At 68.1% G+C, this 19,770-nt stretch carries 18 protein-coding genes; 12 read left to right on the top strand and 6 right to left on the bottom strand.

What is annotated here, in order from left to right; translation table 11 throughout:
* The first annotated feature begins 211 nt into the window (after nt 1–211).
* Together JTE92_RS14915 and JTE92_RS14910 are read left to right on the top strand one after the other, a co-directional pair.
* Complete coding sequence (locus JTE92_RS14915) at nt 212–1,318, top strand: helix-turn-helix transcriptional regulator (protein WP_063236861.1); 1,107 nt, start codon at nt 212–214, stop codon at nt 1,316–1,318.
* Between the two features lie 104 nt (nt 1,319–1,422).
* The gene (locus JTE92_RS14910) at nt 1,423–2,562 is read left to right on the top strand and encodes a helix-turn-helix transcriptional regulator (RefSeq protein ID WP_063236860.1); all 1,140 of its coding nucleotides are present in this window, start codon (nt 1,423–1,425) and stop codon (nt 2,560–2,562) included.
* A gap of 152 nt (nt 2,563–2,714) precedes the next feature.
* Here JTE92_RS14910 and JTE92_RS14905 read toward each other — a convergent pair whose 3' ends face one another.
* Both JTE92_RS14905 and JTE92_RS14900 read right to left on the bottom strand, forming a co-directional pair.
* On the bottom strand, nt 2,715–3,746 hold the full coding sequence (locus tag JTE92_RS14905) for a Bug family tripartite tricarboxylate transporter substrate binding protein (RefSeq protein WP_063236859.1): 1,032 nt from the start codon (nt 3,744–3,746) through the stop codon (nt 2,715–2,717).
* A gap of 151 nt (nt 3,747–3,897) precedes the next feature.
* A complete protein-coding gene (locus tag JTE92_RS14900; RefSeq protein ID WP_063236858.1) occupies nt 3,898–6,906 on the bottom strand; it encodes a DEAD/DEAH box helicase in 3,009 nt (1,002 codons plus the stop codon).
* A gap of 191 nt (nt 6,907–7,097) precedes the next feature.
* On the opposite strand from JTE92_RS14900, the gene JTE92_RS14895 reads away from it, so the two are divergent.
* The 6 genes from JTE92_RS14895 to JTE92_RS14870 all read left to right on the top strand — a co-directional run bounded on the left by JTE92_RS14895 (nt 7,098) and on the right by JTE92_RS14870 (nt 11,724).
* Nucleotides 7,098–8,018 (top strand): branched-chain amino acid transaminase, encoded by a 921-nt coding sequence (locus JTE92_RS14895; protein WP_063236857.1) that lies wholly within the window; start codon nt 7,098–7,100, stop codon nt 8,016–8,018.
* 97 nt (nt 8,019–8,115) lie between these two features.
* The gene (locus JTE92_RS14890; RefSeq protein WP_013955639.1) at nt 8,116–8,310 is read left to right on the top strand and encodes a zinc-finger domain-containing protein; all 195 of its coding nucleotides are present in this window, start codon (nt 8,116–8,118) and stop codon (nt 8,308–8,310) included.
* Nucleotides 8,311–8,446: 136 nt separating this feature from the next.
* Nucleotides 8,447–9,469 (top strand): lipopolysaccharide heptosyltransferase II, encoded by a 1,023-nt coding sequence (waaF, locus tag JTE92_RS14885; protein WP_063236856.1) that lies wholly within the window; start codon nt 8,447–8,449, stop codon nt 9,467–9,469.
* A gap of 18 nt (nt 9,470–9,487) precedes the next feature.
* Entirely contained in the window at nt 9,488–9,928 is a 441-nt protein-coding gene (locus JTE92_RS14880; RefSeq protein WP_063236855.1) for a YybH family protein, read from the top strand.
* Between the two features lie 88 nt (nt 9,929–10,016).
* Nucleotides 10,017–11,111, top strand: coding sequence for a YheT family hydrolase (locus JTE92_RS14875; protein ID WP_063236854.1), 1,095 nt, complete (start codon nt 10,017–10,019; stop codon nt 11,109–11,111).
* A 46-nt stretch (nt 11,112–11,157) separates the two neighbouring features.
* Complete coding sequence (locus JTE92_RS14870; RefSeq protein WP_063236853.1) at nt 11,158–11,724, top strand: DUF2946 family protein; 567 nt, start codon at nt 11,158–11,160, stop codon at nt 11,722–11,724.
* A gap of 27 nt (nt 11,725–11,751) precedes the next feature.
* Here the strand turns inward: JTE92_RS14870 and JTE92_RS14865 are convergent, their stop codons facing one another.
* Nucleotides 11,752–13,560: a M48 family metalloprotease gene (locus JTE92_RS14865; RefSeq protein ID WP_063236852.1), complete on the bottom strand. Its 1,809-nt coding sequence runs from the start codon at nt 13,558–13,560 to the stop codon at nt 11,752–11,754.
* Between the two features lie 83 nt (nt 13,561–13,643).
* Between JTE92_RS14865 and moaC the strand changes: the two genes are divergently transcribed.
* Nucleotides 13,644–14,129, top strand: coding sequence for a cyclic pyranopterin monophosphate synthase MoaC (gene moaC, locus JTE92_RS14860; protein ID WP_063236851.1), 486 nt, complete (start codon nt 13,644–13,646; stop codon nt 14,127–14,129).
* A gap of 81 nt (nt 14,130–14,210) precedes the next feature.
* On the opposite strand, the gene JTE92_RS14855 is transcribed toward moaC, so the two are convergent.
* Nucleotides 14,211–14,798 carry a cold shock domain-containing protein gene (locus JTE92_RS14855; protein ID WP_084254418.1) on the bottom strand — a complete coding sequence of 196 codons (588 nt, stop codon included), beginning with the start codon at nt 14,796–14,798 and terminating at the stop codon, nt 14,211–14,213.
* A gap of 163 nt (nt 14,799–14,961) precedes the next feature.
* On the opposite strand from JTE92_RS14855, the gene hmpA reads away from it, so the two are divergent.
* The 3 genes from hmpA (at nt 14,962) to JTE92_RS14840 (ending at nt 17,375) form a co-directional block, all read left to right on the top strand.
* Nucleotides 14,962–16,173 (top strand): NO-inducible flavohemoprotein, encoded by a 1,212-nt coding sequence (gene hmpA / locus JTE92_RS14850; protein ID WP_063236850.1) that lies wholly within the window; start codon nt 14,962–14,964, stop codon nt 16,171–16,173.
* Nucleotides 16,174–16,411: 238 nt separating this feature from the next.
* On the top strand, nt 16,412–16,852 hold the full coding sequence (locus JTE92_RS14845; RefSeq protein ID WP_063236849.1) for a hypothetical protein: 441 nt from the start codon (nt 16,412–16,414) through the stop codon (nt 16,850–16,852).
* A 16-nt stretch (nt 16,853–16,868) separates the two neighbouring features.
* The gene (locus JTE92_RS14840; protein ID WP_063236848.1) at nt 16,869–17,375 is read left to right on the top strand and encodes a glycine zipper family protein; all 507 of its coding nucleotides are present in this window, start codon (nt 16,869–16,871) and stop codon (nt 17,373–17,375) included.
* A 1-nt stretch (nt 17,376) separates the two neighbouring features.
* Here JTE92_RS14840 and JTE92_RS14835 read toward each other — a convergent pair whose 3' ends face one another.
* Nucleotides 17,377–19,185, bottom strand: coding sequence for a PglL family O-oligosaccharyltransferase (locus tag JTE92_RS14835; protein ID WP_063236847.1), 1,809 nt, complete (start codon nt 19,183–19,185; stop codon nt 17,377–17,379).
* 94 nt (nt 19,186–19,279) lie between these two features.
* The gene (locus tag JTE92_RS14830; RefSeq protein WP_063236846.1) at nt 19,280–19,762 is read right to left on the bottom strand and encodes a pilin; all 483 of its coding nucleotides are present in this window, start codon (nt 19,760–19,762) and stop codon (nt 19,280–19,282) included.
* Nucleotides 19,763–19,770: the final 8 nt, after the last annotated feature.

The following is a 19,770-nucleotide window of genomic DNA, read 5'->3' as shown; positions in this document are numbered from 1 at the left end:
CACGAAAGAAGGGTCAAGGGAACGTCCCCCTGCTACTCCGAGTGCGGTAATGTATGCAACGTCTGCTTAAACAGACACGTACTGACAGCAGAGCCGATCAAGCAAACGGCCAGGATAGCACCAGGCGGATAACAACAAGGCATGCCGGCGTGCGCGAGGGCGCACAGCCGGCGCCGCGCATTGTCTTGTCGCGAATGCAGGGGGTAATCAGATGAAAGAAGCCGACATGCACGGAGCGATCCGTGGCTTGTACGAGGGCATTCTCGATCCGGGCGCCTGGCAGCAGAGCCTGCGCACCCTGACCGATATGGCCGGCACGGCGCACGCTTCGATGATGGTCTGGGACACGGTACGCGACCAGGTCACCGTCAATGAAATCGTCAATCCGGTGGTGGAGTTGTTCACCGAGTACGAATCGGATTTCCAGGCCATCGACCCGGCCAAGCAGTTCGCACCGCGGCTGACCCCGGGCGCGTGGTACGTCGACGCGCGCGAACTGGGCGAAGGCGCCATGGCGCGCCACCCGTTCTACCGCGATTTCTTCCACCGCTACGACCTGCGCTCCTACGTGGCATGCCTGGTCGCGCGCCAGCCGCACTACGAAGTCTATTTCTCGATGCAGCGCGCACGCACGCAGCCGCTGTTCTCGACCGACGACACCCGCGGCATGGACTGGATCATCCCGCATATGCGCAGCGCCATGGCCATGCGCGACCGCACGCTGGGGCTGACCGTGCTGGCGCGGCTGTCGTCGCAGCTGGTGGAGCGGCTCAACTTCGCGCTGCTGGTGTTTTCGCCGCAGCGCCAGGTGCTGCTGGGCAACCGCGCCGGCGAACGCTGGGTGCGGCGCCTGGACCCGGCGGGCAAGGTCTCGGACTGGACCCTGTCGCGCCCCTTCGGCGAAATGCTGGCCGCGGCTTGCGATCCGCAGCGCGCCGTGGCCGCCCAGGCCGCGCGCGCCACCAGCGGCAACGGCGCCAGCGCGCAGGTGATCGTGCTGCCGCTGCCGCCCTCGCACGCCTTTGCCGCGCAGTGGCAGGAGCCGGCGGCGCTGGTGGTGGTGCACGAGCACGACAACGCGCCGCTGTTGCTGGCTCCCGTGCTGCGCGACCTCTACGGCCTGACGCCGGCGGAAACGCGGCTGGCGACCCAGCTCGCCGGCGGCCAGGGCCTGCCCGAAGCCAGCCAGCAGCTGAACATCCGCCACGAAACGGCGCGCACGCAGCTCAAGGCCGTCTTCCACAAGACCGGCACCAACAGCCAGGCCCAGCTCACCCATCTGCTTTCGCGCCTGGGCGCGGCGCTGGAAGGGGCCTGAATCCCACCCTCGCGCGGTACGCCGGCCGGCAACACGCCGGCAGCCCTGGCACAGCCGCGCGAAGGAAGTACCAAAAGTATGAAAAAGTAGAAAGAAGAAAAACCATGAGCGACACGCCGATGCATGACACCATCCGCGCGCTGTACGAGGGGATCTTCGACGCCGACGCCTGGCGCCGCAGCCTGGGCGCGCTTTGCCAGGCGAGCGACAGCTCGCATGCGCTGCTGCTGGTGCGCGATACGGTCCATGAACGCGTGCTGGTGAACCAGGTGGTCAATCCCGTGCCCGAAGCGGTGGCCGCCTATAGCGAATACTACGAAAGCATCGATCCGGCCCTGCCCTTTGCCCAGCGCATGTCGGTGGGCAACTGGTATATCGACTCTCGCGAACTCAGCCCGCAGACCATGCGCCAGTCGCCGTTCTACGGCGAATTCCTGCACCAGTTCGAGCAATCGTCGGTGATGGCCTGCCTGATCGAGCGCAAGCCGCACTATGAAGTGTTCCTGTCGCTGCAGCGGCCGCTGGGCGGCAACCAGTATTCACCGGAGGACGCGCGCGCGCTCGACTGGGCGATTCCGCATGTGCGCCACGCCATGGCGCTGCGCGACCGCACGCACCAGGTGTCGGCGCTGGCGCATGCGTCGAGCCAGTTGCTGGAGCGGCTGCCGTTTGGCGTGATCATATTGCGCGACGATGGCAAGACGCTGCTTGCCAACAGCACCGGAGAGGCGTGGGTGCGGCGGCTGCTGCCGGCGGTGTCGATCGAGACCAGCGCGGCGGCGATGTCGGCGGCCGGAGGGCGTGCCGAAGAATGGCGGCTGTCGCGGCCGTTTGCCGAAGCCTTGAAGGCGGCATGCGATCCGGGTAATCCGCAGCCGGCGCAGGCGCTGCGGGCAGTGGATGGCAGTGGGCGCCAGGCGCAGGTGATTCTGCTGCCTTTGCCGCCGGCGCATCAACTGTCGATGGATTGGCAGCGGCCCAGCGTGCTGGTGGCGATCCATGAGCCGGGGGTTGCCCCGATGACGTTGCCGGCCGTGCTGCGGGACTTGTATGGGCTGACGCCGGCGGAAACGCGCCTGGCGCTGCAGCTGTCAGCGGGGATCGGGTTGCCTGAAGCCTGCGAGCAGATCGGGATCCGGCGGGAGACCGGGCGGACGCAGTTGAAGGCGATTTTCAACAAGACTGCCACTGGGACGCAGGCCCAGTTGGCGCATTTGCTGACGAGGTTGGGCGTCAGGGCTTAGGGGTTAGGCCGCAAACCTGTCACCGGCCGCCTGTTTGCTCCCCTCTCCCGCCTGCTGCGGGAGAGGGGCGGGGGTGAGGGCCGGAGCCTCAACGAAGTGAAGCCCCTTATGCAACCTCAGTCGCAACCTCAGTCACAACCTCAGTCGCAACCTCAATCGATCGAAGCCCCCACCGTCTTCACCACCCCCGCCCACTTCTGCCGGTCCGCCTTGACGGTAGCCTTGAACTGCTCCACCGACTCGATCCGCGGCGTATTGCCGGCATCGACCAGCTTCTGCCGGATCGACGGCGTTTCCAGCGCGACCTTGACCGCGTCGTTGATCTTGCGCGCGATCGTCGGATCCAGGCCCTTGGGCCCGAAGAATCCAAACCAGATGGTGCTGTTGTAGCCAGCGACGCCGCTCTCGGCAATGGTCGGCACATCCTGGATCACCGGCACGCGCCTGCCCGTGGTCACGCCCAGCAGCCGCACCTTGCCGGCACGGTATTGCGGCAGCACGCTCTGCACCTGGTTGAAGATGCAGCAGACCTCGCCCTTCAGCACGGCCTGCAGCGCATCGGGACCGCCCTTGTACGGCACGTGGACCATGTCCAGGCCGGCGCGGGCGTTGAATTCGGCGAAGGCCAGGTGCGTGCCAGTCCCGTTGCCGGTCGAGGCATAGTTGTACTTGCCCGGATTGGCCTTCACCTTCTCGATGAATTCCTTCACCGTCTTCACGTCGATCACGGCCGGATTGACGGTCAGCACGTTGGACACGTCGACCAGCGGCGCCACCGGCGTGAAATCGGCTTCGGCGTCGAACGGCAGGTTCTTGTACAGCGCCGGGTTGATGCCGTGCGTGGCCGCGGTGCCGAGCAGCAGCGTGTAGCCGTCCGGCCTGGCATGCGCCACCACTTCGGAGGCGACGTTGCCGCCGGCGCCCGGACGGTAGTCATAGATGATCGTGGTCTTGAGCGACTTCTGCAGCGATTCCTGCAGCGCGCGGCCCACCATGTCGACGCCGGAGCCGGCGGTGAAGCCCATCAGGATCGTCACCGGCTGCGTCGGCCACTCGCCCTGGGCCTGGGCGGGCGCGCTCACTGCAGCAGCGGCGCACAGGGCGGCCATGCCCGCGGCCAGGCGGAAGGTGGAACGGATGGACAAGCGCGGCAGGCGGGACGAGATGGACGTGGGGGTGGGCATGGGGGCACCGTCAGGAAAATCAGCACAAAAAAGCGGCCGGGGTCTGAGCCCCGGGCCAGCGCAACAAGATAGCAAGGATCCTGCCAAAACCAAACGAACCAGTTCGCTTGAAGGTATGCCCTGGAAGCATATGGTTGGCCTGGTGCGACGTTCAGCGGCGCAGCAGCCCCACCAGTTCGTCGATATCCGGCAACGGCGCGCCAGTTCCGGCGGCGCTTTCGTCATCCGCTTCCAGCAGCCCGTCGGCCAGCGCGCGCTTGTCGCGATGCAGCGCGACGATACGCTCCTCGATCGTGCCGGCGCTGATCAGCCGGTACACCGTCACGGGGCGCTGCTGGCCGATGCGGTGCGCGCGGCCCATGGCCTGGTCCTCGGCGGCGGGGTTCCACCATGGGTCGGCGATGATCACGTAGTCGGCCGCGGTCAGGTTCAGGCCGAAGCCGCCGGCCTTCAGGCTGATCAGGAAGACATCGCCCTCGCCCGCCTGGAACGCGGCCACGCGGCGCGTGCGCTCGGCCGCCGGCGTGGCGCCATCCAGGTACTGCAGCGCCAGCCCGGCGCGCTCCAGGCCCTGTCGCAGCAGCTGCAGGAAATCGACGAACTGGCTGAACACCAGCGTCTTGTGGCCGCTGGCGGCCAGTTCGCTCGCCAGCGCCACGAAGGCGCGCAGCTTGGCGCCCTCCTTCCCCTCCTCCCCCTCTCCCAGCTGGCTGCCGATTTCGGGCGTGGCCAGGCGCGGGTCGCACGCGGCGCGGCGCAGGCGCATGATCTGCGCCAGCACATGGATGCGCGCCTGCGACTGCTGCTGCGCCTGCGCGAGGGCGCGTGCCCTGGCCCCCGCCGGCGCGCCTTGCGTGGCCTTGCGCGCCGCCTCCACGCGCGCCAGCGCGGCTTCGGCCTGGGTCTGCGCCTGCCGGCGCAGCGCTTCGTAGTGCGCGGCTTCCACCGCTTCGGGCTCGACCCGGATCACCAGTTCCGTGCGCGGCGGCAGTTCGTCGAGCACCTGGGCCTTGGTCCGGCGCAGCACGAAGGGCGCGATCATGCGGCGCAGGCGCTGGCGGGCCTCGCGCACGCCGCCGCGCTCGATCGGGTTGGCGAAATGCTCGTTGAAGCGCGCCAGCGAGCCCAGCAAACCCGGATTGCAGAAGCGCATCACCGACCACAGCTCGGCCAGCCGGTTTTCCACCGGCGTGCCGCTCAGCGCCATGCGGAAGTCCGCGCGCAGGTCGAACATCGCCTGCGCGCGCCGCGTGATGGCGTTCTTGAATGCCTGCGCCTCGTCGGCGACCACGGTATGCCAGTCGCGCGCGCAGAAATCCTGGCGCGCCTGCTGCAGCAGCGTGTACGAGACGATCACCAGGTCATGCGGCCCGGCCTGCGCCAGCAGCGTGTCGCGCGCATTGCCTGCCCCCTCGGCATAGACGTGGACATTGAGCGTGGGCGCGAAGCGGCGCGCCTCGGCGGCCCAGTTGCCGCACACCGAGGTGGGCGCGATCACCAGCGCGGCGCCGCCGCCGGCGCGCGCCACCAGCACCGCCAGCGCCTGCACGGTCTTGCCCAGGCCCATGTCGTCGGCCAGGCAGGCGCCCAGCCCCGAGGCGGCCAGCGTCATGGCCCAGCGGTAGCCGGCTTCCTGGTACGGGCGCAGTTCCGCCGCCAGCGTGGCGGGCACGGTGACTGGCGTGTCGCGCGCCGCGCGCAGCCGGGCGATGCGCTGGCGGAAGTGAGCGTCGGGATCGATGCCCGCGCCGGCCAGCACGTCGTCCAGCCACGGCGTGGCCATCTGCGGCACGCGGATGCCGTCGGGGATGCGCTCGGCCACCGACGCCAGGTCGCGCAGCTGGCCGCGCAGTGCCCGTGTCAGCGCCACGTAGACACCCTGCCCCATCGGCACGAAGCGGCCGGCGTGGCTGCCGGTCCAGTCGATCAGCCTGCCCAGCTCCAGCACCAGCCCTTCGGCCACGCGCAGCTCGCCGGCCAGCCGGTACCAGGCGCCGCGGCTTTCGATATGGACGCCGAGCTGCGGCAGGTCGGCGGCGACGATGCGGATTTCCTTGCCGCGCGGCCATTCCACGGCCTGCACCGCAGGCAGGCCGGGCAGCGCCTCCAGCACGGTCAGCGCATCCTCCGGATCGTCCAGCGTCCACGTGTATTCACCGCCCGGCGGCGACTGCGTGACCAGCACCGGCAGCGCGGCGAAGACCTCGGCCACGCTGGCCAGCTCGGCATCGAGATCGCGCTGGGTAACCAGCGTCTCGCCGCGCACCGCGGCCATCAGGCGTTCCCTGCCCGCGCCCGGCGCGAGCCGCGGCCCGAGCTGGCCCAGCGGCGTGACCACCAGCCGCATCGTGATGCCGCGCCCGGCCACGCCGCCGATGGGCGCGACCTCGGCGCGCAGCCGCGCCTCGGCTTCGACCGGGCGCGAGCCGGCGGCCTGGTCGGCATGGACCTGGAAATGGCCGGCCAGCGCGCGCAGCGTGCGGTCGAGCTGGGCCTGGCCGTCCTCGGGGATCGCCAGCCCGTCGCCGATCAGCCGCGCGGCGTCGAACTGCGCCGGGGTGAAGCGCAGCACCTTGAGCCGGTGCGGCCCGTCGCGCAGCACCGTGACCTGGCGCAGCGCCTCGGCTTCCTGGCGCGCGGCGGCGGGCAGCAGGGCCTCCATCGCCGGCGCCTCGCGCAGCGGTGGATAGAGGCGCAGCACGAAGCGGCCGGCGCTGTGCACGGCCTCCAGCGCGGGCGCGTCCTCGACCACCTCCAGCGTCTGCGCCGGCGCGTGGGCGAGCACCACGGCCGGATGGCCGACCAGCGCCATGGCGGCGGCGGCGCGGTCCAGCACATAGCGCCGGTTGTGCGAGGCATCGCGCCGGATCGCGCGCGCGATGCGTGCGTCCCACGGCTCGATCCGGTCGTCCTCGGCCACGCGCGCCAGCGGCACCGGCCTGGGCTTGCCCCAGCCGCGCGCGCCGCGCACCTGCTCGAGCGGCTCGATGGTGGCCACCGCACCGTCCGGTTCCAGCGTCAGCGCCCACAGCAGGCGCCGGCCGCCCTCGCTGGCTGCAGCAGGTTCGGCGCTGGCGAGTGCGCGCAGCGCTTCCAGCGCCTGTTCCCAGCCAGGCTGGCCGGGTTCGGCATGCGGGTCGAAATGTGTGGTCAAAGGCACGAAGAAACGGATGGCGTCGGGGGCAGGCGCAGACGATGCGGCCGGCGAGCCGGCAAACGCACGGAAATGAGGATTCTAGTCCGCCGCGGCGCCCCATTCCCCGGCCTTTCCACCGCCGCTCGCGTTGGCACCCATGCCCCCCGGGCTTACAATGTCGTTTTTGCTACTTTCACGGCGCTGGGAGAATAGACATGTCGATGGCGGATCGCGACGGCAAGATCTGGATGGACGGCAAGCTGATCGAATGGCGCGACGCCAAGATCCACGTGCTGACGCATACGCTGCACTACGGCATGGGCGTGTTCGAGGGCGTGCGCGCCTACAAGACCCCCGAAGGCACCGCCATCTTCCGCCTGAAAGAGCACACCCGCCGCCTGTTCAACTCCGCCAAGATCTTCCAGATGGCCATGCCGTTCGACGAGACCACCCTGGAAGCCGCCACGCGCGAAGTGGTGCGCGCCAACAACCTGGAATCCTGCTACATCCGCCCGATCGTGTGGATCGGCTCGGAAAAGCTGGGCGTGTCGGCCAAGGGCAACACCATCCACGTGGCGATCGCGGCGTGGCCGTGGGGCGCCTACCTGGGCGAGGAAGGCATGGAGCGCGGCATCCGCGTGAAGACCTCGTCGTTCACCCGCCACCACGTCAACGTGTCGCTGGTGCGCGCCAAGGCCAGCGGCTACTACATCAACTCGATCCTGGCCAACCAGGAAGCGACCGGCCTGGGCTACGACGAAGCGCTGCTGCTCGACACCGAAGGCTATGTCAGCGAAGGCTCGGGCGAGAACGTCTTCATCGTGCGCAATGGCGTGATCTACACGCCGGACCTGGCCTCGTGCCTGGACGGCATCACGCGCGACGCCACGCTGACCATCGCGCGCGACCTGGGCATCGAGGTGCGCGAGAAGCGCATCACCCGCGACGAGATGTACTGCGCCGACGAAGCCTTCTTCACCGGCACCGCCGCCGAAGTCACGCCGATCCGCGAACTGGACGACCGCGTCATCGGCGAAGGCCGCCGCGGCCCGGTGACCAGGCAGATCCAGGACGCGTTCTTTGCCGCCGTGGGCGGCACCGACGAGAAGTACAAGAAGTGGCTGACGCTGGTCTGAGCACCGGCCCCCAGCCCTCGTGCCCCGCACCCGCCGCCGTGCGCGCGTGGCACGCCCCTTGTTTTGACGAACAACAAGCCTCAATCCCCGCAACACCATGACGCAAACCGCCACCATCATCGAAATCGGCGCCGAAGACATTCCGCTGCACTGCCCCACCGCCAGCACCCCGGCCTGGAACTACCACCCGCGCGTGTTCCTGGACGTGGCCGACACCGGCGAAGCCAAGTGCCCGTACTGCGGTACCGTCTACAAGCTCAAGCCGGGCACCGTGCTGAAGGGCCACCACTGACCCGAGCCGCCGGTTTTCGCACGACCCTGACGCTCCGGGCCGCCCGCAGGCGCCCCGGGGCGTTGCTGTTCCCGGCGATTGTGCCGGCGCCCGTGTTTGCGATCGTGCCGGCGAACCGGCCCCCCGCGCCCCGCCCATGAAGAAAGCCCTCGTCATCGCCCCCAACTGGATCGGCGACGCCCTGATGGCGCAGCCGCTGTTCGCGCTGCTCAAGGCGCGCCATCCGCGCCTGGTCATCGACGCCCTCGCGCCCAAGTGGGTGGCGCCGGTGCTCGCGCGCATGCCCGAGATCGGCCGCGTGTTCCCGTCCGACCTGGCGCACGGCAAGCTGCAGCTGTCGGCGCGGCTGATGTTCGCGCAGCAGCTCAAGAACGAAGGCTACGACCTCGCCTACGTGCTGCCGAATTCGCTCAAGTCGGCGCTGATCCCGTGGCTGGCCGGCATTCCGCTGCGCATCGGCTACCGTGGCGAAGCGCGCTTCGGCATGCTCAACGTGCGCCATGCCAACCCACCGCGCGACCACCGCCCGCCGATGGTCGAGCACTATGCCCGCCTCGCGCTCAAGCCCGGCGCGCGCCTGCCCGAGAACATCCCCGAGCCGCGCCTGCGCGTGGACCCGGCGCGCATGGCGGCGACCGCCGAGCGCTTCGGCATCGCCCCGCACACGCGCGTGATCGCGTTCTGCCCGGGCGCCGAGTACGGCCCCGCCAAGCGCTGGCCCTCCAGCCACTTCGCCAGGCTGGCGCAGATGCTGCGCCGCTCCTACCCGTACGCGCAGATGATCACGCTGGGCTCGGCCAAGGACGCCGAGATCGCCGCCGAGATCGTCAAGGACGCACCGTTCGTGCGCAACCTGTGCGGGCAGACCTCGCTCGACGACGCCGTCGACCTGCTGGCGCTGTCCGAGGCCGCGGTCTGCAACGATTCCGGCCTGATGCACGTGACCGCGGCGCTGAACCGGCCGCAGGTGGCGGTCTATGGCTCGAGCGATCCGCGCCATACGCCGCCGCTGTCACAGGCTGCGAGTATCATGTGGCTGCAGCTGGAGTGCAGCCCGTGCTTCAAGCGCGAGTGCCCGCTGGGCCACCTGCGCTGCCTGAAAGAGATCGAACCCGAAATGGTCTTCGTTGAGCTGCGCAAGCTGCTGCACCGGCCCTGATACCCTGACACTGCCATCATGCCTCGTTTTGCCCGCCTGTTCGATTCTGCCGAAGACATCGTCGAAGCCTTCCGCGAGGCGCTCAAGCGGCGCGATGCCGAAGGCGCGCTGCGCCTGTGGCTGGACGAGGATTCGATCACCTGCGTGCTGCCCGACGGCCAGCGCATGATCGGCCACGAACAGCTGCGCCAGGCGTTCTCGCAGCTGCTGGAAGAGCAGCCGGTGCTGGTCGACGCGATCGAAACCAGCAGCCACGCATCGATGGCCGTGTCGATCTTCGACGTGACCGAGGCGCTGCGCTTTGGCAGCGACCGGGTCGAGGCCGACCTGTACGTGCACACCACCTATGTGCTGATGCAGAACCACGAAGGCTGGCGCCTGGCGCATATCCACTGCAGCCCGGCCAACGCCCTGCAGGTGGCCGCGGTAGCCGCGGCGCCCGGCCAGGCGCTGCACTGAGCCCGCCGGCCGCGCTGCCCGGCTGCAACCAGGCAGGACTGCAAGAACGCAAGTACGCAAGATCGCAAGACCGCATCACCGAGCTGGCATGACGCAGCGCCCCGACCTCCTGACGCATCGCTTGCCTGTTGCCGCCACGCCGCACGAGCATGGCCACGGCTACGGCGACGGCATCGCCATGCCCTGGTGGCTGCGCGGCGGCCATGCCCAGACCATCATCCCCGCCCGCTTTACACGCCGCCCGCCGCGTGTCGCCTGTCGGCGCGAGCGCTGGGACACGCCTGACGGCGACTTCATCGACCTCGACTGGACCACCCACCCGGTGCAGCCGGACACGCCGCTGGTGGTGATGTTCCATGGGCTGGAGGGCAATTCGAACAGCCACTACGCGCAGGCGCTGATGCACGCGCTCGGCATGCGCGGCTGGCAGGGCGTGGTGCCGCATTTCCGCGGCTGCTCCGGCGAGCTCAACCTGGCGCCGCGCTTCTACCACTCGGGCGATTCGGCCGAGCTGCGCTGGGTGCTGGAGCGCGTGCACCGGCAGCACTGCGCCGATGGCCGCAAGCTGCTGGTGGTCGGCATCTCGCTGGGCGGCAACGCGCTGCTGCGGTTGCTGGGCGAAGACGGCAACGGTGCCGGCCATGTGCACGCCGCTGCCGCGATCTCGGCGCCGCTGGACCTGGCCGCCGGCGGCGCGGCGCTGTCGGCCGGCTTCAACATGCTCTATACGCGCATGTTCCTGCAGACCCTCAAGCGCAAGTCGCTGGCCAAGCTCGGGCAGTTCCCCGGCCTGTTCGACCGCGCGGCGATGCTGGCCAGCCGCGACCTGTACGCCTTCGACAACGTGGTCACGGCACCGCTGCACGGCTATGCCGATACCGACGACTACTGGCGCCGCGCCGCCAGCAAGCCGGTGCTCGGCGCGATCGCCGTGCCCACGCTGGTGCTCAACGCGCGCAACGATCCGTTCCTGCCCGGGCAGCACCTGCCCGGCCCGGCCGACGTCAGCCCGCAGGTCTGGCTGGAGCAGCCGGAGCACGGCGGCCATGTCGGCTTCATGACCCCCGATGAAGGCTGGCGGCGCCATCTGTGGCTGCCCGACAGCCAGTCGGGCGTAGCCTTCGGCGGCCATATCGAATGGCTGCCGGCGCGGATCCTGCGCTTTTTCGACAGCATGATGTAAAGCCGCCGGCGGCTTGCGTGGCGCCTTGCCGGCAGAGGAGACGGAGATGGACGACATCGTCAGGCAAGCCATGGCGCGCTGGCCCAACGTGCCCAACGCCTATGGCTGGCTCGCGCTGGACCGGCGCGGGCAGTGGCGCCTGCGCAATGAATACGCCCAGCAGCACGGCCTGTCCGGCGAGCCGGTGCGCAACGAAGCGCTGGTCGCCTTTATCGAACGCAACTACCTGTGCGACGAGCGCGGCGCGTGGTATTTCCAGAACGGGCCGCAGAAGGTGTTCGTGGCGCTGGCGTACACGCCGTGGATCGTGCGGCTGCACCAGGGCGCGCTTTGCACGACCTCGCAGCAGCCCTTTACGCTGCAGGCCTGCTACGCCGACGAGCATGGCAACGTGGTGCTGTCGGGGACGGTCGACGGCGTGGACGGCACGCAGGCCGCGCTGCTGCACGACCATGACCTCGAAACCTTCAGCGGCAGCAGCACCTGGCATGGCGAAGCCTGCGGCACCGAACTCGGCCTGTTCCACCACGGCGGCCGCGACCTGCCGATCGAACCCATCGCCGAAAGCGAGGTGCCGAAGCGCTTCGGCTTCGTGCGCCAGCCGGCAGCCTGACGCCGTCCGGCCCCGGCGGGGCCTGCCTCAGTTCGGTATGCCCTTGCTGTCCTGCTTGTCCTCGCGGTACTGGCGCTCCAGCTGGTGCAGGCGGGCGTCGACCTCGGACAGCGTATAGAAGTCGCCGTCTCCGGCCTTGCGGGCGATCTGCAGCTGTTCGATCGCGGCCTGGTAGGCGCCATCCATTGCGTACTTCTCGGCCAGCGCCTGGTGCTGCTGCACCCGCTTGCCCTGGCCGGCGTACGCGCGCGCCAGCATCTCCCACCAATCGCTGCGGCTGGTTTCCTGGCGCGTGCGTTCGCGCAGGAAGCGCACCGCCTCGTCATAGCGGCCCGAGCCGACCAGGGTCTCGGCATAGACGACCGAGACCGCATGAGAGAGCGGGAAGGCTTTCATCGACGCCGTGGCCTGCGCCAGCGCCTCGGGCACGCGGCCCTGCGCGCGCGCCAGCTGGATCGCCATCACGTCCAGCATGGGGCTGCCCGAGCTGGCGCCGGGGATGGTGCCGTACAGCCGCCGCGCCTCGGCCAGTTCCTGCTCCGCGGCAGCGGCACGGCCGAGGCGCTGCTCGGTGAAGGCGAGGCCGTAGTGCAGCGCCGGCGCGCGCAGCGCCGAGGCGCCCGGCAGCTGCGCGCGCAGCGCGTTGCGCAGGGCCTGCAGGTCGCTCGGCGACGATTCCTGGATCACGCGCGCGCGCATCCGTGCGAACTCGTACTCGGGCGTATTGGGCACCTTGCGCGCGTTGGCGTGGCTCACGCGGTCCTGCATGTCGGCAAGGCGCTCGGAAGTCAGCGGGTGGGTGCGCACATAGGACGGCACCGAGCTTTCCGAGATGCCGGACACGCGCTGCAGCCGCGCGAAGAAATCGGGCATGCCCTGCGGGTCGAAGCCCGCCGCGGTCATGATCTGGAAACCGACGCGGTCGGCCTCGCGCTCCGCGCCGCGCGAGAACGACAGCTGGTTGGCAATGGCGGCGCCCTGCCCGCCCATCGCCAGCGCCGCCGCGGCATCGGGGCTGCGCGTGGCGGCCAGGCCGGCCAGCACCATCGACGCCAGCGCGATCCACATCGACTGGTCCTGCGACGTGATGCCGCGCGCGATATGGCGCTGCATCACGTGGCCGATTTCATGGCCCAGCACCGAGGCCAGTTCCGACTCGGTATCGGACTGCACCAGCAGCCCCGTATGCACGCCGATATAGCCGCCCGGCAGCGCGAAGGCGTTGATGCTGCGGTCGCGCACCGCGAACAGGTCGAAGCCGGTGGCAAAGGTGCCGGCGCCGGTCGAGCCTGAAATGCTCTGCCGCCGCGCCGCCTGCACCAGCCGGTAGCCGAGCGCGTTCAGGTAATCCGACAGCAGCGGATCCGGCACGTACAGCGGATCGCGGCGGATATCGCGCATGATGCGGTCGCCCAGGCGCTTTTCCATGTCGGGCGACAGCGATGCCGTGGACGGGTCGCCCAGGTCAGGCAGCTGCACCCCGCCGCCCTCGACCACCGGATTGTTGGTGCGCAGGCCGAACTCGGACTTCTGGCCCGCCTTGATGCTGCGGTTCAGGTTGTCGTAGACCTGGTCGCTGGCATCGCCCGACAGCGACGGTACCGGCTGCGGCGCGCGCGCGGCCGGCGCTGCAGGGACCGGAGCCGAGGCTGGCGCGCGGGGCGTTGCCTGCGGCCACGCCGGCGACGCGATGCTCAGCGCCAGCAGCGCCGCCAGCGATCGCCGCCAGGGCGACCCGGAGCCACCTCGATGTGACGCGGAACCGGCAGGCGCGGCTTCCGCCGCGGCGCAATGACCGGGTGCGGCAGACCTGCGAAGCGATGGTTGTTTCGGCATGTTGCTATGATAGCGGCCTCCGGTGGCCGTTCCCATCAGACGGTTGTCACCCCCGCCCCAGGCCTCCTGCACAAAGCCCAGCCATGACCCAGCTCACCCATTTCGATACCGCCGGCCAGGCCCATATGGTCGACGTCGGCGACAAGGCCAGCACGCACCGCGTGGCCGTGGCCACCGGCACCATCACCATGCTGCCCGACACCTTCGCGCTGGTGCGCGACGGCAATGCCAAGAAGGGCGACGTGCTCGGCATCGCGCGCGTGGCCGCGATCATGGCCACCAAGCGCACCTCTGACCTGATCCCGCTGTGCCATCCGATCGGGCTGACCAAGGTCGCGGTCGACTTTGCGCTCGACGAGGCCAATGCCACCGTCGCCTGCACCGTGCGCACCGAGACCCGCGGCCAGACCGGCGTCGAGATGGAGGCGCTGACCGGCGTGCAGGTGGCGCTGCTGACGATCTACGACATGTGCAAGGCAGTGGACCGGGGCATGGTGATCGGCAATGTGAAGCTGCTGGAAAAGCATGGCGGGAAGTCGGGAGACTGGGTGGCGGGCGATACCAGGTGACTGTTTCGTAAGCCTTGGTTCGACGCAGATCCCGCCGAAGCGGGTTGCCGGGCTATCGCACACAAAGCGCACACGAGCGATCTATCTGGAAAAAACGCTCGTACACCACTGGGACTCGCAGGGGGTGCCATCGCCATCACCGTCCATCGCAGTGTCTGGACAATGCTTCAGGAAGTACTTGGCCTCGTTGCAAGAGGTCATCTGAGAACAATGTGTCCTGCCGTCACACCGGAAGGGGATGGACGCTGCCGAGGTCGGGGCCATATTTGCGCCAGGGGCCAAAGTCTCCGACGCGCCGGGCATCGGGGCGAAGTACTTGTATCCAAGCACGCACAGTACGGCAACAGCGATGCATCCAGCCAGACGAGAGCCAATGGATTTTCCCTGGCGCACCGGTGCGTGCATACGGCTTCGGGGTCGCGCCGTCGGATTGCCCCCGGGCCGTTGAACAAGAATGGCCTTCTTCTTGCCGTCCTTGTCGAGCATGACAAGGAACGTCAATGACTCGCCAATCTTCGGCAGACCGCCCTGCCTGGGATAATCCGAAATATGAACGAAGATGTCCTGACCACCATTCGACGGGGCAATAAACCCGAACCCCTTATCCTCGTTCCAGGTTTTGAGGGTGCCGCCGAGGCGTGTATTCAGGGGTTTTGACGATTCAGCCATGATCGCGCGATTATCACATGGGAGATGAGTTCGACAATGCCGGCACCGCCCGGGGGCAGCACGCACCAAACGACAATCACGGCACCTAGACTAGACATTGCTCAGGGCACCGGGAAGCGCGCATCGCGCCCGGCTCCCATCACCTTGCCAAAGGAGAGAGGCAATGCTGACACAGAAGACCAAGGACATCGTGAAAGCCACCGCGCCGGTTTTGGCGGAACACGGCTACGACATTATCAAGTGCTTCTATAAGCGCATGTTCGAAGCGCACCCCGAACTGAAGAATGTGTTCAACATGGCGCACCAGGAACGGGGCGAGCAGCAGCAGGCATTGGCGCGGGCGGTCTACGCGTATGCGGAGAATATCGAAGACCCGGGCAGCCTGATGGCCGTGCTGAACAATATTGCCAACAAGCACGCGAGCCTGGGCGTCAAGCCGGAACAGTACCCGATCGTCGGCGAGCATCTGCTGGCGGCCATCAAGGAAGTCCTGGGCAGCGCAGCGACCGAGGAAATCATCTCCGCGTGGGCGCAAGCCTATGGCAACCTCGCCGATGTCCTGATGGGCATGGAGAGCGCGCTTTACGAAGGTTCGGCCGAGCAGGCCGGTGGCTGGACGGGGTGGCGATCCTTTGTCGTGCGCGAGAAGCGCCCGGAGAGCGGCGTGATCACGTCCTTCGTCCTTGAGCCGGTCGACGGCAAGCCGGTAGCGAACTTCAAACCCGGCCAATACACCAGCATTGCAGTCAATGTGCCCGCGCTAGGCCTGCAGCAGATCCGCCAGTACAGCTTGTCCGACATGCCGAACGGGCGCAGCTATCGGATTTCGGTCAAGCGGGAAGGCGGCGGCACCCAGCCTCCCGGCTATGTTTCCAACCTGCTGCACGACCACGTCAATGTCGGCGACGAGGTAAAGCTGGCTACGCCTTACGGGAGTTTCCATATCGACGTCAACGCCAGCACGCCCATTGTGCTGATCAGCGGCGGCGTGGGGCTGACGCCGATGATCAGCATGCTCAAGACCGCGCTGCAGGCGCCGCCGCGGAAAGTCGTATTCGCGCACGGCGCACGCAACAGTGCCGTGCATGCCATGCGGGACAAGCTGCGCGAGGCGGCGAAGACCTACGAGAACTTCGACCTCATCGTTTTCTATGACCAGCCCCTGCCGGAGGACGTGCAAGGGCGCGACTACGATTACGCGGGGCTGGTAGACGTCAAGCTGATCGAAAAATCGATTCTGCTGCCCGATGCCGATTACTACATCTGCGGCCCGATTCCCTTCATGCGCATGCAGCATGATGCACTGAAGAATCTCGGCGTCCATGAAGCGCGCATTCATTACGAGGTGTTTGGTCCGGACCTGTTTGCCGAATAGGCCGGCACACATGGGCGAATCCGGGGACGACTGCTTTGTCGTGCCGCGCCAGTTCACGGCGTCCTATCGGACTGTCGTTCCCCGGTAATAAAGGTAACGCCGCATTTCCACATGCGCCGCCGTGGGCGCCTGCGCACGACAATTTGGTATTCAATACGATTGCGGGCCGGCGCATTTCGCGGCCGGCTGCCACTGCCCGCGGCGAGCCTTTCGGCCATGCGCGGGAAAGGTGAATACCATGAACGGGCGCAAGCTCTGCCAGCTGGTACTGGCACTGGCGGCCACGGCCGCGAGCGGCGCCGCCCTTGCCGGGCGGGCCGATCTCCACGATGCCGGCTGGCATGACGCGGACACACGCGGGGGCATGATCAAGACGCGTGTCGGCGTGGGCTTCTATTTCGGGCCCGGCGTCGTGTTCGGCGGCTACCCGTATTACTACCCTGCCTACCCTGCGCCGTACTACTACCCGGCTCCGGCCGTCACCGTGCCGGCCGAGCCACCTCAATACATCGAGCAGGGGCCCAACGGGCCGGTGCCGGCACCGGGGCCCGAGCGGGCAGTGCCGCAGGACCAGGGCTGGTGGTATCACTGCAACCAGCCGGAAGGTTACTACCCCTACGTGCAATCGTGCCCGGGGGGCTGGCAACGCGTGCCGGCCCAGCCGCCGGCCAACTACTGACAGCGTGGAGTGCAGCATGCGAGTCCTGACCCGCGCCACGCTCGCCGTGGCCACCCTGACCCTCGGCGCCTGCGTCGTGATGCCTTCGGGCCCGAGCGTGATGGCGTTGCCGGGCACCGGCAAGAGCTTCGACCAGTTCCGCGCCGACGACTACAACTGCCGCCAGTTCGCCTTCGGGCAGGTCGGGGGCGTGAGTTCCTCGCAGGCCGCCAATAACGCGGCGGTCGGCAGCGCCGTGGTCGGCACCGCGCTGGGCGCGGCGGCCGGTGCGGCGTTCAATGGCGGATCGGGCGCGGCGGTTGGCGCCGGCGTGGGCCTGCTGACGGGCGCCGCGGTTGGCGCCGGCAACGCGCAGTACGCGGGCTATGGCACGCAGCGGCAATACGATGCCGCCTACGTGCAGTGCATGTATGCCAGCGGCAACCGCGTGCCGGTCCCGGGGCGGGTGGCCGCAGCGCCGGCGCCGCGGTATTACTACTATTCGCCGCCCCCGCCGCCGGCCTATTACGTGCCGTACTACTAGATCAGTTACGGCCCCATGCCGAGAGCCGGCGCGAGCGGTCGGTGACCCAGGCGCAGAACGCCTGCGGGCGTTCGCCCTCGGACAGTTCCCGGCATGCCTTCATGAGGTCGGCATATTGCGTCACCTCATCGCCCAGGTAGTACCAGCGCAGCCGTTCCATCCACAGGCGGCCCTGCGCGGCATCGCCAGTCAGCGCGAGCAGCCACGCCGTGCGCGCGATCATCGCGGGAGTCGGCAGCAGGTGCACCGCGGCGATATGCGCGGGCAGCAGTTGCGCCGCATTCTGTGGCGTGATGACGGCCAGCCCTGCCGCATCGGCCTGTGCATGCTGGCGGAACCAGAATTGCGGCATCGGCAAGGTGTTGCGGATGTCGCTGGCGGCGTACTCGCGTGCCTCGGCGCGGCGGTAGTCTTGCCACATGGTTGCCAGGATCGCGACGGCAAGCGCCGTGAATGCCGCGCTCAAGCCCTTTGCCACGCCGGCCGGGACGCGCCACGGTCCGGCGGCGGCAGGCTCCAGCCAGCCCAGCAGGAAACAGAACGGCAGCAAGAAGTACAGGTAGTGCAGCGGATATTCGAGCATCGAATGCGCGCACAGCATTGCCAGCCATGCCAGCATCAGCACCGTCTCGCGACGTTCCCCATTTTCAGCCCGCCAGAGCCGCGCCCGCACCACGCGCCACAGCCATGCTGCGAGAATCAGCCCGACGCCGAGCGTGCCGGCAATGCCGGTCTTGGCCAGCAGGTCCAGCACGGCATTGTGGGCGTGCAGGGACATCTCCACCTTCACGCCGACCTGCGGCAGCTGCATGAACTGCGCCCAGCCGAACTCGCCCCAGCCGACACCGAGCCAGGGATGCGCGCGGAACATCGCCAGCGCATGCGCCCACAGCGCGCCACGCGCGGACATCTGGTCCTCGGCTTCGAGTTGGGCGATGGTGTCGAACAGGCGCCAGTCGAGCAACTGGCCGGCGGCGCGGATCGCTGGCTGCAGCGCCAGCAGCATCACGATCATGGCGACCGCGGCCACCAGCAGTCCGGTCGTGCGCCGCATCGGATCCGCCTCGCGCGGCGTGCCGCGCGCCAGCCATGCGGCGACCACCGCGTAGCCCGCGGCCAGCCCGACGTGCAGCACGCCGGTGCGCGATCCCGATAGCACGATGCCGCTTTCCAGCAATGCCACGGCGGCCAGCCACATCGGGAAGCGCAGCCGGCCGCGCGATGCCAGCCAGACCGACGCGACCAGTGCCAGGCCGTGCACGGTGGCCTGGTGGTTAGGCTGGTTGAGGTTGCCCCAGAGGCGGCGGTTGTCGTCGTAGAAGTAGGTGGAAACGAGGCCGAACGTGCTGTGCTCGAGATGGAAGAGCTGGACCCATTGCGTGACGGTGCCGAGCAGGCCGGCGATCAGGAAGGCGATGGCAAGGGTGTCGCCGGCGTTGAGCGTTGCGGATGCTGGACTGCGACGGTATGACCATGCGGCGCATGTCACGGCTGCGCCTAGCAACAGGGTCAGGATAGTGAGGGTCGCGCTACCGGTGATATCGGCGTGGCCGAGAGCGGTGCGTGTCAGGCCGACGGCGGCGAGCCAGCAGAACAGCAAGGCTACCCACGGCAGCGAGATCGTCGCGGTTGCCGCTGGCGTGGCGGGCCTGCGAAGCGCCAGGAACGCGACCAGCGCGAGCGCGCAGCATGCGGCGGTCCATTCGCCGTAGAACGTCGCGAGTGGGAGCGTATGCCGGGAAACTAGCAGCGGGAAGACGAATGCTGCGATGAGGGCAGCCGACGGGAGGGTTGTCCGGGACGGCGGCATTGAGGCGCCTGGTTTGGGGAAAGGCGCATGATAGCTTGTCGTGCGGGCAAAGAAAAAGCGCCCGAAGGCGCTTTCTCGCAAAGCAATATGCGAATTAGTTGACGGCGCAGTTAATGCCACGGCCCGCCGTCGTCACAGAGCAACCAGTGCCTGCCATCGTCCAGGTAACAGCCCCGCCAGCCAGTCTCGGGGTCAGAGTGATCACCATATTGGCGGGAGCGGTAGTTTGCCCCGTAGTCGTCAACGTAATCACGCCGTCCGTTACGCTGAGACCGTCGACGTAGGCAATCGTTGCTCCGGCATTACCAACGGCAATAACTGCCGGAATATCGCTACTGCCGGAGGTGCAGCCCGCAGCAGCACCGGTAGTCTGGATGCACATTGCGGTCGCAGTCTTGGTCGCGGAAATGCCAGCCAGAGCACCCGAGACCTTCGAGCGCTGGGTGTAGTCGGCATATTGCGGAATCGCGATTGCCGCCAAAATACCAACAATCGCCACCACGATCATCAGTTCAATCAGCGTAAAACCCTTCTGGACACGACGGCCCAGCTTCTTCAGTTTTTGTACCCGTTGCATGATTTGAC

The sequence above is a fragment of the Cupriavidus oxalaticus genome (assembly GCF_016894385.1).
Taxonomy (GTDB): Bacteria; Pseudomonadota; Gammaproteobacteria; order Burkholderiales; family Burkholderiaceae; genus Cupriavidus; species Cupriavidus oxalaticus.
Note: the sequence above shows the minus strand (reverse complement) of the source record. Positions and strands in the feature narration are given on the sequence as shown.

Coding starts and splice junctions, on each gene's coding strand:
- JTE92_RS14905 (WP_063236859.1), bottom strand. CDS start 3,746: ATGCCCACCCCCACGTCCATCTCGTCCCGCCTGCCGCGCTTGTCCATC.
- JTE92_RS14870 (WP_063236853.1), top strand. CDS start 11,158: ATGGACGACATCGTCAGGCAAGCCATGGCGCGCTGGCCCAACGTGCCC.
- JTE92_RS14895 (WP_063236857.1), top strand. CDS start 7,098: ATGTCGATGGCGGATCGCGACGGCAAGATCTGGATGGACGGCAAGCTG.
- JTE92_RS14875 (WP_063236854.1), top strand. CDS start 10,017: ATGACGCAGCGCCCCGACCTCCTGACGCATCGCTTGCCTGTTGCCGCC.
- JTE92_RS14880 (WP_063236855.1), top strand. CDS start 9,488: ATGCCTCGTTTTGCCCGCCTGTTCGATTCTGCCGAAGACATCGTCGAA.
- JTE92_RS14890 (WP_013955639.1), top strand. CDS start 8,116: ATGACGCAAACCGCCACCATCATCGAAATCGGCGCCGAAGACATTCCG.
- JTE92_RS14915 (WP_063236861.1), top strand. CDS start 212: ATGAAAGAAGCCGACATGCACGGAGCGATCCGTGGCTTGTACGAGGGC.
- JTE92_RS14910 (WP_063236860.1), top strand. CDS start 1,423: ATGAGCGACACGCCGATGCATGACACCATCCGCGCGCTGTACGAGGGG.
- waaF (WP_063236856.1), top strand. CDS start 8,447: ATGAAGAAAGCCCTCGTCATCGCCCCCAACTGGATCGGCGACGCCCTG.
- hmpA (WP_063236850.1), top strand. CDS start 14,962: ATGCTGACACAGAAGACCAAGGACATCGTGAAAGCCACCGCGCCGGTT.
- JTE92_RS14845 (WP_063236849.1), top strand. CDS start 16,412: ATGAACGGGCGCAAGCTCTGCCAGCTGGTACTGGCACTGGCGGCCACG.
- JTE92_RS14840 (WP_063236848.1), top strand. CDS start 16,869: ATGCGAGTCCTGACCCGCGCCACGCTCGCCGTGGCCACCCTGACCCTC.
- JTE92_RS14855 (WP_084254418.1), bottom strand. CDS start 14,798: ATGGCTGAATCGTCAAAACCCCTGAATACACGCCTCGGCGGCACCCTC.
- JTE92_RS14830 (WP_063236846.1), bottom strand. CDS start 19,762: ATGCAACGGGTACAAAAACTGAAGAAGCTGGGCCGTCGTGTCCAGAAG.
- JTE92_RS14835 (WP_063236847.1), bottom strand. CDS start 19,185: ATGCCGCCGTCCCGGACAACCCTCCCGTCGGCTGCCCTCATCGCAGCA.
- JTE92_RS14865 (WP_063236852.1), bottom strand. CDS start 13,560: ATGCCGAAACAACCATCGCTTCGCAGGTCTGCCGCACCCGGTCATTGC.
- moaC (WP_063236851.1), top strand. CDS start 13,644: ATGACCCAGCTCACCCATTTCGATACCGCCGGCCAGGCCCATATGGTC.